9 protein-coding genes are annotated in these 13,423 nt (G+C 73.4%); 4 read left to right on the forward strand and 5 right to left on the reverse strand.

The genetic code is table 11. The features are described from left to right. Nucleotides 1-38 precede the first annotated feature (38 nt). Nucleotides 39-1,217, forward strand: coding sequence for a MarP family serine protease (locus ACX27O_RS22505; RefSeq protein WP_030328027.1), 1,179 nt, complete (start codon nt 39-41; stop codon nt 1,215-1,217). A 16-nt stretch (nt 1,218-1,233) separates the two neighbouring features. On the opposite strand, the gene ACX27O_RS22510 is transcribed toward ACX27O_RS22505, so the two are convergent. From ACX27O_RS22510 to eccCa, 4 genes are all read right to left on the reverse strand, one after another. Continuing rightward, nucleotides 1,234-1,941, reverse strand: coding sequence for a phosphatase PAP2 family protein (locus ACX27O_RS22510; RefSeq protein WP_458940040.1), 708 nt, complete (start codon nt 1,939-1,941; stop codon nt 1,234-1,236). Between the two features lie 37 nt (nt 1,942-1,978). Then, a complete protein-coding gene (locus ACX27O_RS22515; RefSeq protein ID WP_358127934.1) occupies nt 1,979-2,770 on the reverse strand; it encodes a phosphatase PAP2 family protein in 792 nt (263 codons plus the stop codon). Between the two features lie 52 nt (nt 2,771-2,822). Next, nucleotides 2,823-4,163 (reverse strand): type VII secretion-associated serine protease mycosin, encoded by a 1,341-nt coding sequence (gene mycP / locus ACX27O_RS22520; protein ID WP_030328020.1) that lies wholly within the window; start codon nt 4,161-4,163, stop codon nt 2,823-2,825. A 74-nt stretch (nt 4,164-4,237) separates the two neighbouring features. Next, nucleotides 4,238-8,221, reverse strand: a complete 3,984-nt coding sequence (gene eccCa, locus ACX27O_RS22525) for a type VII secretion protein EccCa (RefSeq protein WP_458940041.1) — start codon at nt 8,219-8,221, stop codon at nt 4,238-4,240. Nucleotides 8,222-8,322: 101 nt separating this feature from the next. Between eccCa and eccD the strand changes: the two genes are divergently transcribed. Then, the gene (gene eccD / locus ACX27O_RS22530; protein ID WP_458940042.1) at nt 8,323-9,726 is read left to right on the forward strand and encodes a type VII secretion integral membrane protein EccD; all 1,404 of its coding nucleotides are present in this window, start codon (nt 8,323-8,325) and stop codon (nt 9,724-9,726) included. A 32-nt stretch (nt 9,727-9,758) separates the two neighbouring features. On the opposite strand, the gene ACX27O_RS22535 is transcribed toward eccD, so the two are convergent. Next, a complete protein-coding gene (locus tag ACX27O_RS22535; protein ID WP_210864877.1) occupies nt 9,759-10,265 on the reverse strand; it encodes an inorganic diphosphatase in 507 nt (168 codons plus the stop codon). Nucleotides 10,266-10,762: 497 nt separating this feature from the next. Here ACX27O_RS22535 and dacB point away from each other — a divergent pair, with 497 nt between their 5' ends. Continuing rightward, nucleotides 10,763-12,253 carry a D-alanyl-D-alanine carboxypeptidase/D-alanyl-D-alanine endopeptidase gene (gene dacB / locus ACX27O_RS22540; RefSeq protein WP_307857756.1) on the forward strand — a complete coding sequence of 497 codons (1,491 nt, stop codon included), beginning with the start codon at nt 10,763-10,765 and terminating at the stop codon, nt 12,251-12,253. Between the two features lie 92 nt (nt 12,254-12,345). Then, nucleotides 12,346-13,416: a zinc-dependent metalloprotease gene (locus ACX27O_RS22545; protein WP_030328010.1), complete on the forward strand. Its 1,071-nt coding sequence runs from the start codon at nt 12,346-12,348 to the stop codon at nt 13,414-13,416. Nucleotides 13,417-13,423 lie beyond the last annotated feature (7 nt).

Raw genomic sequence — 13,423 nt, forward strand, 5'->3', positions numbered from 1 at the left:
TGGTCATCCGCCGGGCACACTGCCCGTACGCTTGACCCGTGTCCGTCGTGGATCTCGTCCTGCTGCTGCTCATGCTCGTGTTCGCGATCAGCGGATACCGCCAGGGTTTCGTCATCGGCGTCACGTCGTTGTCCGGCTTCTTCCTGGGTCTCCTGCTGGGTCTCCAGCTCGGGCCGCTGTTCGCCAGACAGTTCGTGGACGCCGGCACCCGCGTGCTGATCTCGCTCGTGGCCATCTTCGGGCTGGCGGTGGTCGGGCAGGCGCTCGCCGGTTGGCTCGGCTCGCACCTGCGCAAGACGATCACCAGCGACGTGGGCAAACGGGCCGACGACGTCGGAGGGGCGTTGGTCTCGCTGTTCGCGGTGCTCCTGCTGGCCTGGCTGGTGGCCGTGCCGCTCGGCTCGTCCTCGGTGCCCTGGCTCGCCGCCTCGGTCCGCAACAGCGCGTTGATCACGGTGGTCAACCAGGTCCTACCGGAGCAGGCCCACCGGTTGTCCACGGCGTTGGAGGACACCGTCGACACCGACGGCTTCCCGGACGTCTTCGGCGACCTGGCGCCTACCCGGGCCCGGCAGGTCGACCCGCCGGACCCGGCACTGGCCGGCTCGCAGGTGGTGGTCAGCGGTCAGCAGTCGGTCGTCAAGGTGCTCGGCTCGGCGCCCAGTTGTTCGCGCCGGATCGAGGGTTCCGGGTTCGTCTACGCGGACGACCGGGTGATGACCAACGCGCACGTCGTGGCCGGCACCCGCTCGGTCGCCGTGGAGCTGGGCGGCGAGCGGTACGACGGCAAGGTGGTCGTCTACGACCCGAACCGTGACCTGGCGGTGCTGCTGGTACCCGGACTGCCCGGACCGTCCCTACGGTTCGCCGCCGGCAACGCGGGCAGCGGCGCCGACGCCATCGTGCTCGGCTTCCCGCTCGACGGCCCGTACAACGCGCAGTCGGCGCGGGTCCGGGACGTCGACCGGATCAAGGGCCCGGACATCTACTCCGCCAACGAGGTGACCCGGGAGATCTACACGATCCGGGCGCTGGTCCGCAGCGGCAACTCGGGCGGTCCGCTGCTCTCCGCCAACGGCCTGGTGCTCGGCGTGATCTTCGCGGCGGCGTCGGACGACCCGAACACCGGTTTCGCGGTGACGGCGGCCGAGGCCCGTCCGGTGGCGTTGGCGGGAGCCGAACGCAACCGGCAGGTCGGCACCGGCGAGTGCACCTGAGTCGCCGCGGGTCAGCTCAGGTCTGAGCGGGCAGAGCGCGACTCCCGGCCGTCGGCAACTTCGCCCGACCCCATCGCAGCCCCCGGTCCAGCACCGCACGAGCCATGATCGCGACGCAGGTGCCGCCGTTGACGAAGGACGCCACCACGTCGCTCGGATGGTGCATCCCCCGGTACATCCGGGTCAGCGCCACGCCCAGCGGCACCATCAGCAGCAGCGTCCACCAGACGACCTTCGCCCCGGTGCTCCGGGCGCGCAGCGCCATCAGCACGGCGATGCCGACGTAGAGCGCCACCGCCGCCGAGGTGTGCCCGGACGGAAAGCTCGACGTCGGTGGCGACACGTCCATGTGTTCCACCGCCGGCCGCCGCCGGTCGATCGCGAGAGTGGTCAGCAGGAACACCAGCGCCTGGGCGGTCACCGCCGCGCACAGGAACAGCGGCTCGCGCCAACGCTTCAGCCAGAGCCGCAGCGCCAACGCCACCAGCACGGTCACCACGACGATCATCTGGGTGCTGGCCAGCGTGCTGAACACCAGCGAGACGTTGTTCCAGTCACCGGTGCGGTCGGCGGCCAGTTCCCGGTTCACCGTGTCCTCTGCGGTGAACGGCCAGGTGCGGGCGAACACCCGGGTGACCAGCACCCCGAGCAGCACCATGAGTCCGAGCAGGAGGGACACCGGCAGCAGCACCCGCCGAACGATCTGGAGCACGAGGTCGGACATGGGTGCGCCAGTACCCGGCCGGCCCCGTCGTCAGTCCTCAGGCAGCCCCGGGGTGCCGCTCGACCTCGGGAGCGACGCCGTCGCGAATCGGTCGGACCGGCCGCAGCCCGGTGTGTGCCCGCCAACTGGTGAACGCGGCGGTGGTGGCCGCGACCACCGCCACCCCGAGCAGCCATCCACCCACCACGTCGCTGGTGAAGTGCACGCCGAGCGCCACCCTGCTCAGGCCGGTCACCACGGTGAGCAGCACCGCCGCGACCCAGAGCGCCACCCGCGCCGGCCACCGCCGGGCGTACGGAAGGAGCACCAGCAGCAGCACCCCGGCGGCCAGGGTGGCGTTCAGGGCGTGCCCGGAGGGGAACGAGTAACCGGCGGCCCGGGCCACCGGGTCCAGCAGCTCCGGTCGGTCCCGGCCGACCAGCAGCTTGAGCAGCGGACCGAGCAACCCGCCGACGACCATGGTGGTGGCCGCCCAGAGGGCCAGGCGGCGGGCGCCCCGGCGCAGCAACCAGACCACCAGGAGCAGGACGACGGCGCGCAGCGGCATCGGGGCGAACACCTCGGTCCAGACCCGCATCAGCACCACCCACGCGGGATGATCCTGGGCGTAGCCGTGCAGCGCGTCGGTGACCGTCGTGTCCAACCGGTGCAGCGGTGCCCAGGCGTCGAGCACCAGCAGTGTGAGCAGCGCGAACGGCACCAGCACCAGAAACGCCGCCGTCGCGGCGAGCGTGAGCCGTAGCCCCAGCGCGTGGTCCGGGTCGAATCGGCGGTGCCGCCACGACGGCCGGCCGGTGGGGGCGAGCGTGGGCGGCCGGTGCGTCCTCATGACCTTGTTCTACCCGACCAGACGGCCGGTCAGGCCTACCGGTTGGCTGCGATCAACGGGTCCGCTGGCGGAGCCGGCGAACCACCAGCGCCGCCCCGGCGACCAGCGCGACCAGGAGCACGACGGTGGTCGCCAGTTGCTCCGGCGCGGGGGTGTCCGCACCGCCCGCCGCCCGAGCCGTCCACCGGCTCTGCTGACCGGACGCGGCGAGACCCAGGGGATCGCTACCGGCACCGGACACCGGACCGTCGTCGACCGAGCCGGGCGCCGGACCGAAGCCGGTCACGCCCGGCGACGTCTGATCGTCGAGCGGGTTGACGGTCACCGGCGGCACCTGGGCGGTCAACGCGGCCACCGGGTCGACCACCCCGTACCCGAAGCGGTCGTCCCGCCCGGTCGGGCCGAGGTCCCGGGCGGTGGCCAACAACCGGTTGACCACCTCACCCGCCGGCATCTGCGGATAACGGGACCGGACCAGCGCGGCGGTCGCGGCCACCAGCGGCGCGGCGAAGCTGGTGCCCTGCACCCGCCAGTACCCGCTGGGCGGCTTGGCGCCGACCAGCCCGCTGGCGGGGGCGGTGAGCACCGTCGCCCGGCCGGTGATCGACCCGGACCACAGGTTGTCGCTGCTGCGTTCGAGACCGGCCACCGCGATCACACCCGGCTCCCGGGCCGGATACCAGACCTTGGTGCTGGTGGAGGTGGCCAGGTTGCCGGTGCAGGCAACCACGACCACGTCCCGGACGAACGCGTAGTCCAGGGCGGCGGCCAGGGCCGGGCTGTCGCCGCTGCCACCCAGCGACAAGTTGATCACGCGGGCGCCGTTGTCGACCGCCCAGCGCACGCCCTGGGCGACGATCAGCGCGTCGTCGTAACGGTTCTCCTCGTCCAGCACCCGGACCGGCAGGATCCGGGCGTCCGGTGCCAGGCCGACCACGCCCCGCTTGTCGTCACTGCGCCCGGCGATCAGGCCGGCGACAGTGGTGCCGTGGCCCACCGGGTCCGGGCCCGGAGCGCCGCCGGCGCCGACCAGGTCCTTGCCGGGAAGCACCTGACCGACCAGGTCGGGATGCGTGCCGTCCACTCCGGAGTCGACCACCGCCACGGTCACGCCCCGCCCGGTCGAGCTGCGCCACGCCGTTTCGGCCTGCAACTCGTCGAGCTGCCACTGCTCATCGCGGACCTGGTCGGTGCGGGCGACGGCGTCACCGGGGGCGAACGCCATCGGCGCGCCGGCGAGCTGTCCACCGTTCGTGGGCGCGGCGACCGGCACGGCCGCCGCGGTGGGTGCCACGACGGCGAGCGCCGCGGCGACGCCGAGCAGCACTCGGCCGGTCGTTCGTCGGGCCGCTGACGGACCGCTGTGCCGCACCCCAGTCACATCCCCAGCCATTCATCCCGACGGAACCATGACGATCGGAGATTACCGGTTTCCCCACCCGTCACGGGAAGAACCGGCGAGTCAGCTCATTGCGGCGGCAGATGCGCCAGCTGAACGAGGCGTACGCCCTCCCGTCGGGTGACCAGTCGGCCACGCCCCGGCGGCAGTGGTCCGGGCCGGACCGGCCCGACGAGCGCGCCCTCCTCGGGGCTGCCCGCCATCACCAGGCCGGCGGTGGACAGCTCCCGCAGACGCTGCACGATCGGCTCGTACTGGGCGCGGCCCGCCCCACCGGAACGGCGGACCAGCACCAGGTGCAGTCCGATATCCCGGGCGTGCGGCAGGTGCTCCTCCAGCGCCCGCAACGGGTTCGCCGGCCCCGCCGCCACCAGGTCGTAGTCGTCCACCAGCACGAACAGCTCCGGCCCGGACCACCAGGACCGGTCCCGCAGCTGCTGCGGGGTGACCTCCGGCCCCGGTGCCCGCCGCTCCAGGTAACCGGCGGCCGACTCGATCAGGTCGGCGGTGTGCGCGGCGGCGGTGCCGTACCCGATCAGATGTGGTGTCTCGATCGCGCCGAGCAGGCTGCGCCGATAGTCGACGAGGATCACCCGGGCCTGCTCGGGAGTGAACCGGGTGATGATCGACGTGGCCAGCGCGCGCAGGAACGACGACTTGCCGCACTCCGAGTCCCCGAAGACCACGAAGTGCGGCTCGGCGGCGAAGTCGAGCAGCACCGGGCGCAGGTCCGCCTCCGCGATCCCGATCGGCAGCCGCAGCCCGGCCGTCGAGGTGAGGTCCAGATCGGCGTACGGCAGCGCCGGCGGGAGAAGCCGCACCCGGGGCGCCACGGGACCCGCCCACCCCTCGGCGGCCCGCTTGACCAGATCGGCGGTGTCGCCACCGGCGGTACCGAGCTGAGGCAGTGCGGTGAGGAAGTGCAGGCCCTCCGCGGTCACCCCTCGGCCGGGGCGCTCCGGCACGTTCGCGGCGGCACGCCGGGCCACCAGCGAGTCGGCCGGGTCGCCCAGGCGCAGCTCCAGTCGGGAGCCGAACAGGTCCCGGATCGCCGGGCGGAAGTCCAGCCAGCGCAGCGCGGTGGCGACCACGTGCAGCCCGTACGACAGGCCCCGGGTGGCCAGGTCGGTGACGAGTGGCTCCAGGTCGTCGTACTCGCCGCGGATGGTGCTCCACCCGTCGATCACCAGGAACACGTCACCGTACGGGTCGACGCCCGGCTGACCGGCCGTCCCCGCCGCCGCTCGCCGCTGCCGGTACGCGGCCATCGACTCCACGCTCAACTCCGCGAAGCGGCGTTCCCGATCGACCAGCAGGGTGGTCATCTCGCCGACGGTGCGTCGTACCGCGGTCGGGTCGGCGCGGCCGGTCACACCGCCCACGTGCGGGAGGTCGCGCAGTGCGGCCAGCCCGCCGCCACCGAAGTCGAGGCAGTAAACCTGCACCTCGGCCGGCGTGTGGGTGAGCGCCAACGCGCAGATCAGCGTGCGCAGGGCGGTGGACTTGCCGCTCTGCGGCGCACCGACCACCGCGACGTGCCCGGCGGCGCCGTCCAGTGCCAGCCAGAGCAGGTCCCGGCGCTGTTCCAAGGGTTTGTCCACGATCGCCATCGGCACGCCGAGTGCGCCGTGCAGCTCCGGGTTGCCGACGGTGAGCCCGCGCTTCGGGTGCACCTCGACCGGGCCGAGCACCTCGTCCAGGGCCGGCGGCTGACCGAGCGGTGCGAGCCACACCTGGTGCGCCGGGGGGCCCTGCCCGACGAGCCGGTCCACCAGCAGGTCGAGCAGCGTGCTGCCCCCCTCCTCCTCTGCCACGACCGGTACGACCGGGGACGCCGGCTCGGCCACCGGTACGACGTGGGTGGTGAAGGTGAGCAGCCGGGCGCCCCCCTCGGCGGCGGCGACGCCCGGTGCGGTCCGTCGGCGGACGGCACCGGAGACGTACGCGGCCTTGAAGCGGGCCAGCGGGTCGGTGCCGGCGCGCAGGTAGCCGTGGCCCGGCGAGCGGGGCAGCTCGTGGGCGTCCGCGACGCCGAGCACCGTGCGGGACTCCAGCGCCGAGAAGGTGCGCAACCCGATCCGGTACGACAGGTGGGTGTCCAACCCACGGAGCCGGCCTTCCTCCAACCGTTGGCTGGCGAGCAGCAGGTGCACGCCGAGCGACCGGCCCAGTCGGCCGATCTGCACGAACAGGTCGATGAAGTCGGGCTTGGCGGAGAGCAGTTCGGAGAACTCGTCGCAGATCAGCAGCAGTGACGGCAGCGGTGCGAGCGGGCTGCCGGCCGCCCGGGCCCGCTCGTAGTCGCGCACGCTGGCGAAGTTGCCGGCGCGTCGCAGCAACTCCTGACGGCGGACCAGCTCCCCGTTGATCGCGTCCACCATGCGGTCGACGAGTGGCAACGCGTCGGCCAGGTTGGTGATCACGGCCGCGGTGTGCGGCAGCCGGTCGAACGAGGCGAAGGTGGCCCCACCCTTGAAGTCGACCAGCACGAAGTTGAGCTGCTCGGAGCTGTGCGTGGCGGCAAGCCCCAGCACCAGCGTGCGGAGCAGCTCGGACTTGCCGGACCCGGTCGCCCCGATGAGCAGGCCGTGCGGGCCCATGCCGTCCTGGGCGGACTCCTTGAGGTCCAGCTCGATGGCGCCGCCGTCGGCGCCCACCCCGATCGGCACCCGCAACCGGTCTCGTGCCGAACGCGGCAACCAGCCCTGTTCCGCTGTGAAGCTCTCCGGGTCGCCGAGACCGAGCAGCTCGGGCAGACCCAGGTCGGCCTGGAACGGGGCGTCCGGCCCACGGGCCGTGCCGGCGAGGCGCAGCGGCGCCAACCGTCGGGCCACCGCCTCGGCGTCGGCCAGGTCCAACTGGTCGGCGGTGCCCACCTCGGCGTGCCCGTCGGACGACCACGAGTGCAGCCGTCGGCCGTGCAACTCCAACAGCAGCGCGTACCGGTCCAGCAGTCGGGGCGGCGGAGTGTCCAGGTCCAGCACGGTGACCGCGTCGATGCCGCCGTCGCCGGTCAGCTCACTGGCCCCGGTCAGGTCGCCGCCGTCGAGGACCACCACCACGTGCGGGCCGTCGGTGGCCGGGCCGGCCGGACTGAACCGGGACCGGGTGGCCAGCACGTCGGCCAGCAGCGACTCCAGTTCGGCGGCGGAGCTGGTGACCAGCCGTACCGGGCCGAGCGCGTCGGTGCGGGTGGGGTGGTGGGCGTGCGGGAGCCACTTCACCCACTCCCAGCAGGCCCGGCGTTCCGGCCCGGCGCAGACCGCGACGAGCAGCTCGTCGGGGGCGTGGAAGACCGCCAGTTGGGTCAGTACGGCCCGGACCAGCGCCTGCGCCGCCGGGTCCGCGCTGGGGGGCGCGCCGGTGGTCGGGGTGGTCGCCGGGGTGCGGCCGGCGGGTCGCACGTGCACCCGGGCGAAGCTGCGCAGCGACAGCGCCACCGGCAGGTCCGGCACCACTGAGTACGCGTCCAGGAAGCGGCGCAGCGCGCCGGCGGTCATCGGCTCAAGCTCCTCCAACGGTCGGGTGACCGGTGGGACGAGTGGCGTGGCGAGGGTCTGCGGCCCGACGGCGACGCGTACCACGGCGAAATCCCGGTCGGCGGGACGCCGCTCCCAGACCCGGTGGCTGTCCACCGTCGACCAGAGTCGACCCGGATCCGGGTGCCGGTAGTAGAGCCCGGCCCGTTGTTGGCCGGCGGTCCGCCGGACCCGCCGCCGCAGCGTGGCCAGGTGGCGCAGGTACTCCCTGCGGGCGGCCATCATCTCGGACTTCTTCGGGGTGCCGGAGGCGCTGCCCCAGGACGTCACCAGCATCGCCAACGAGGAGAGCCCGAACATCCCGCCCACCACGTACGAGTAGGCGCCGCCACCGCGGCCGAACATCATCGCCATCGCCACCGTGCCGCCGAGCATGGGCAGCAGCATGAGCATCTGCTGCCACCGTCCACCGGTCACCACGGGGATCTCCGGCGGCGCCTCCACCGACACCTCACCGGCGGGAATCTCCGGCGCTGGTCGGCGTGGTGGGCGCTTGATGACGACGGTGGACACTCGGCCTCCTGACAGCGCTGGGTAACCCGAGCCTGGCTCATGGTAGGTAAAGTCCTGTCGTCCGCGCAGCCTCCGATCCCAGTCGATATGGAGATCAGTCGATGACTACCGGGCTGGCACGCGTCACCATCAGCGCGCCGCAACGACGGGTGGACGTCGCCCTGCCGGAGCAGGTGCCCCTGGCCGAGCTGCTGCCCGACGTGCTCCGACACGCCGGTGTCGGGCTGGCCGACGACGGCGAGCAGCACGGCGGTTGGGTGCTCCGCCGCACCGACGGGGCGCTGCTGGTGACGGCGCAGGCGCTGCTGCCGCAGGGGGTCCGCGACGGTGAGGTGCTGCACCTCGTGCCGGCCCGCGCCCACTGGCCCGAGTTGGAGTACGACGACGTCATCGAGGCGATCGCCGAGGGCGCCCGTCGCCGGGGTGGCGCCTGGTCGCCCACCGCCACCCGGGCGGCCGGTCTGGCCGGTGCCGCCGTACCGCTCGCTGTCGGAGTGCTCGCGCTGCTCGCCGGTGGACCGACCCACCGGGCCGGTTGGCTGGCGGCCGGCGCGGTGGCGCTGGTGCTCACCGTCGCCGCCACGGTGACCTCCCGGGCCAACGGCGACGGTGCCGCCGGGGCGACGCTCGGCGGCTACGCGCTGCCCTACGCGTTCACGGCCGGAGCCCTGGCGGTCGGCTCCGGCGACCCGGTCGGACCGTTCGGGCCGGCCCGCTGGGTGGGCGCTCCGGAACTGCTGGCCGGCTCGGTCGCGCTGCTGCTGGTGGCGCTGATCGGTTTCCTCGGGGTGGCCAGCCGGCTGCGGGTCTTCGTGGCCGGTGTCACTGTCGGGCTGATCGGTGCGGGGGCCGCGCTCGGTGCGCTGGTGATGACCACGGCCGGCACGGCGGCGGTGCTGCTCAGCGCACTGGTCTTCGCCGTCGGCGTGATCCCGCTGCTGGCCATCCGGCTGGGCAAGTTGCCGCTGCCGCCGATCACCCTGCCGGCTTCGACGCCCGCGCCGGAGCCGGAGCGGGCCCGGGACCTGCCGGACCGGGGCCGGGTGCACGCCGCGGTGATCCGCACCGAGGAGATGCTCACCGGGATGCTGATCGGCCACGCCCTGCTGGCGGCGGCCACAGCGGTCGTACTCGTGGTTTCCGGTGGCACTGCCGGTCGGGTGCTGGTGGCGGTCACGTCGGCCGTGCTGTTGCTGCGGTCGCGGCTGTTCGTGGCGCTGCGGCAGCGGGTGCCGACGGTGCTCGCCGGGCTGGCCGGCTACGCGGTGCTGGGCGCGGCGCTGGTCGGTCGGGCCGACGAGACCGGGCGGTTGGTGCTGGTCCTCGGCGGGGCGGCGCTGGCCGTGGTGGCAGTCGCCAGCGGCACCGGGTACGCCCGCCGGCCGGTCTCGCCGTACGTCGGGAGGGTCGCGGACCTCACCGACACGGCACTGGTGGTCGCCGTGGTGCCGATCGCCTGCGCGGTGCTCGACCTGTACGACCGGGCCCGAGGGCTGCTCGGCTGAGCGGCCCCCGGGCCCGGTGCGTCAACGGTCGGTCAGTGCATGGTTTCGCCGCGCGCCTCGGCGTCCCTGGCCCGCTGGTAGGAGGCGTGGATCTCGGCCTCGGCCTCGGTGCGGCCGACCCAGGTCGCGCCCTCCACCGACTTGCCGGGCTCCAGGTCCTTGTACACCTCGAAGAAGTGCTGGATCTCCAGGCGGTCGAACTCGCCCAGGTGGTGGATGTCGCGCAGGTGCTCCTGGCGGGGGTCCTCGTAGGGCACGCAGAGGACCTTGTCGTCCCCGCCCTTCTCGTCGGTCATCCGGAACATGCCGATGGTGCGGCAGCGGATCAGGCAACCCGGGAAGGTCGGTTCGGGGACCAGCACGAGGGCGTCCAACGGGTCGCCGTCCTCGCCCAGCGTGCCCTCGATGAACCCGTAGTCGGCCGGGTACTGGGTGGAGGTGAAGAGCGTGCGGTCCAACCGGATCCGGCCGGTCTTGTGGTCCACCTCGTACTTGTTCCGGTGACCTTTGGGGATCTCAACCGTCACGTCGAAATCCATCTGCACGCTCCCTCGTCTGCCCACGCTGGCTAACGGAACCACTGGCGGCCCTCCGGACAGGTGAATGCCCACCCGCCGACTCCGGCCGCCGCATAGTCTTCGGACCGAAGTAGTGTCACCCAAGCCGATTTTCGCTGGGGGAGGAGGGGGTCGTGGGGAGGGAAGATTCACACTACCGCCCGGACGGGGGCTCCGCGCACGGTACCGGACGATCCGGCTCGGGCAGTGCCAAGGGACGGGTCCCGGTGCCCGAGGCTCACCTCCCTCGGGCTCCCGAAGCACCGAACACGGCACCGGAGACGGTGCCCGAGCGGCCCCCGCCGCTGCCCTGGCGTCCGCCGGCCGGTCCGGCGTCACCGACCCCGAACACCGGGCACTTCCCGGTAGCCGGCGGTGAGCGGCCGGTGAGCGGCCCGCCACGCGGCAGTGCCACGGTCCCGGTCAGCCCGGCGCCGGTCAGCCCGTCGTTCGGTGCCGGCCCCGGTGGGGTCCCCCCGGTGGGCCCGCCGATCTCCGCGTTGCCGGCACCGGCCGGCGCCACGCCCACCCCCCAGCCCTCGCCCGCGTCGCGCCGCCGGCGGTTGCCGCTGGTGCTGGCCGCCGTGCTCGTGCTGGTGCTCGCCAGCGTCGCAGTGGTGATCACCCGTCCCGGCCCGGTCGCCGGGTGGCTGGGCGACGACGCCGCGGCCGGGCCGAACGCGGGCGGCGTGCCCCCGGACCCCGCCCCGTCGGAGGTGCTGGCCGGCCCCGATTCGAACGCCCCGGTGCCCACCCCCGAGGGGGTCAGTGCCGTGCTCGATCCCCTGGTCGGCGTCGCCGCCCTGGGTGACCGGGTGAACGTCTCGGTCGCCGACGTGATCACCGGTCAGACGCTGTTCGCCAAGGGGGCGGACGACGGCACCGTCCCCGCCTCGGTGACCAAGCTGGTGACCGCGGTGACGGTGCTGGCGGCCCGGGGGCCCGGCTACCGGATCCCCACTCGTGCGGTGGCCGGCGCGAAGGCTGGCGAGGTGGTGATCGTCGGTGGCGGTGACCCGACCCTGGCGATCGACAAGAAGGGCTACTACCCGGGCGCGGCACGGCTCGACGATCTGGCCGCCCAGGTGCGTTCCGCGCTCGGCGGGACACCGCCGACGAGCGTCACCGTCGACGGCTCGGTCTACTCCGGGCCGGTCTACGGCCCCGGCTGGGACGACGACATCCCCACCGGTGGGTCGGGCGGCGCGGTGACCGCGTTGATGACCGACGGCGCGCGTACGGACCCGGGCGTCGAGCACGGGTCCGCCCAGCGCTTCGCCGAGCCGGACCTGGCCGCCGGCAAGGCGTTCGCCCGGTTGCTCGGAGTGCCGACCGACGCCGTGAAGCGTGGCTCGGCCCCGGCCCAGGCCGCGGCGGGCCCCAGCCCGGCGCCGGGAACCGAGTTGGGCGTGGTGCAGTCTCCGCCGCTGATCCGGCTCGTGGACGTGATGATCAGCGAGAGCGACAACCTGGTCGCCGAGGCGCTCGCCCGTCAGGTCGCGTTGGCCCGCAACCAGCCGGCCTCGTTCGACGGGGGTGCCGCAGCCATGGACGCCGAGGTGGCGGAGTTGGGCCTGCCCGCCGACGAGATCAGCGTCTCCGACGGAAGTGGCCTGTCCCGTCGTAACCGGATCAGCCCGTCGCTGCTGACCGATCTGATCCGGTTGGCCGCCAGCCCGGACCACCCGGAGTTGGCAGGTGTCTTCGGTGGTCTGCCGGTGGGCGGTTGGTCCGGGACGCTGAACGAGCGCTACCGCAACACCGCGGGCACCGCCGCCGGCGCGGGTAGCGTCCGGGCCAAGACCGGCACGCTGACCCAGGTGCACTCCATCGCGGGCCTGGTCACCACCGCCGACGGTCGGTTGTTGACCTTCGCGGTGCTCACCGACAAGGTGCCGGGGGGCAGGGAGACCGCCCAGCCGGCGCTGGACCGGATCACCGCCGCGCTGGCCGGTTGCGGCTGCGGCTGACCTGCGCCGCTGCGGCGGGACGCGGTCGCCATCGGTGTCGATCGAGGGCGCGAGCCCGGGCCGGGGTGTCGCGGCGCGGGTACGGTGGGTCCATGGCGCAGTTCGTGGACTGGGATCTGGCCGCCGCCACGGCGGGGGCGTTGAGCAAGTCTGGCCCCCGCGTGTCGTACGCCGAAGCCACCGACGTGGTCGGCGACCTGCGCCGGCTGACCGACGAGGCGGCCGGGCACGTGGCCGACTACACGGGGCTGCGGGCGCAGGTGTCGCATCCGCCGGTCCGGGTGGTCGATCGCCGCGACTGGGCGGCGACCAACATCGCCGGGCTCCGCGAGGTGATCACCCCGCTGGTGAGTCGGCTCTCCGGCGACAAGCAACCGGGAGCGTTGACCGAGGCGATCGGGTCCCGGCTGACCGGGGTGCAGGCCGGCACGGTGCTGGCCTACCTCTCCGGCCGGGTGCTCGGCCAGTACGAGGTCTTCTCGGCCGAGCCGGGCCAGCTGCTGCTCGTCGCACCGAACATCGTCGAGGTGGAACGCAAGCTCGGCGCCGACCCTCGGGACTTCCGTCTCTGGGTGTGTCTGCACGAGGTCACCCACCGCACCCAGTTCACGGCCGTGCCGTGGATGCGGGCCTACTTCCTCAGCGAGGTGCAGGCGTTCGTGGACGCCTCGTCCAGCGGGAGCGAGCACCTGGTCGAGCGGTTGCGGCGCGGGGTGGCCACGTTGTCCGAGGCGGTCCGTGACCCGGAGAGCCGCACCAGCGTGCTGGACATCGTGCAGACCCCGGCGCAGCGGGCGGTCCTGGACCGGCTCACCGCGTTGATGACCCTGCTGGAAGGGCACGCCGAGTTCGTGATGGACGGCGTCGGCCCGCAGGTGATCCCGAGCGTCGAGCGGATCCGGGCGTCGTTCAACCGTCGCCGGGAGGCGGGCAACCCGCTGGAGAAGGCGATTCGCCGGCTGCTCGGGGTGGACGTCAAGATGCGCCAGTACGCCGAGGGGCGCAAGTTCGTGCACGGCGTGGTGGAGCGGGTCGGCATGGACGGCTTCAATTCGATCTTCAACTCGCCGCTGACCCTGCCCCGACTGTCGGAATTGGGCGACCCGGACGCCTGGGTCGCCCGGGTGCACGGCCCGGCCGGCACCGTCCCGGCCGCCGGCTGATCACCCG

It is taken from the genome of Micromonospora sp. SD19 (genome assembly GCF_054462275.1).

What these genes read in the sequence shown, in the direction of transcription:
- ACX27O_RS22510 (WP_458940040.1), bottom strand. Translation starts at nt 1,941, where the DNA reads ATGTCCGACCTCGTGCTCCAGATCGTTCGGCGGGTGCTGCTGCCGGTG.
- ACX27O_RS22515 (WP_358127934.1), bottom strand. Translation starts at nt 2,770, where the DNA reads ATGAGGACGCACCGGCCGCCCACGCTCGCCCCCACCGGCCGGCCGTCG.
- mycP (WP_030328020.1), bottom strand. Translation starts at nt 4,163, where the DNA reads ATGGCTGGGGATGTGACTGGGGTGCGGCACAGCGGTCCGTCAGCGGCC.
- eccD (WP_458940042.1), top strand. Translation starts at nt 8,323, where the DNA reads ATGACTACCGGGCTGGCACGCGTCACCATCAGCGCGCCGCAACGACGG.
- ACX27O_RS22535 (WP_210864877.1), bottom strand. Translation starts at nt 10,265, where the DNA reads ATGGATTTCGACGTGACGGTTGAGATCCCCAAAGGTCACCGGAACAAG.
- ACX27O_RS22545 (WP_030328010.1), top strand. Translation starts at nt 12,346, where the DNA reads ATGGCGCAGTTCGTGGACTGGGATCTGGCCGCCGCCACGGCGGGGGCG.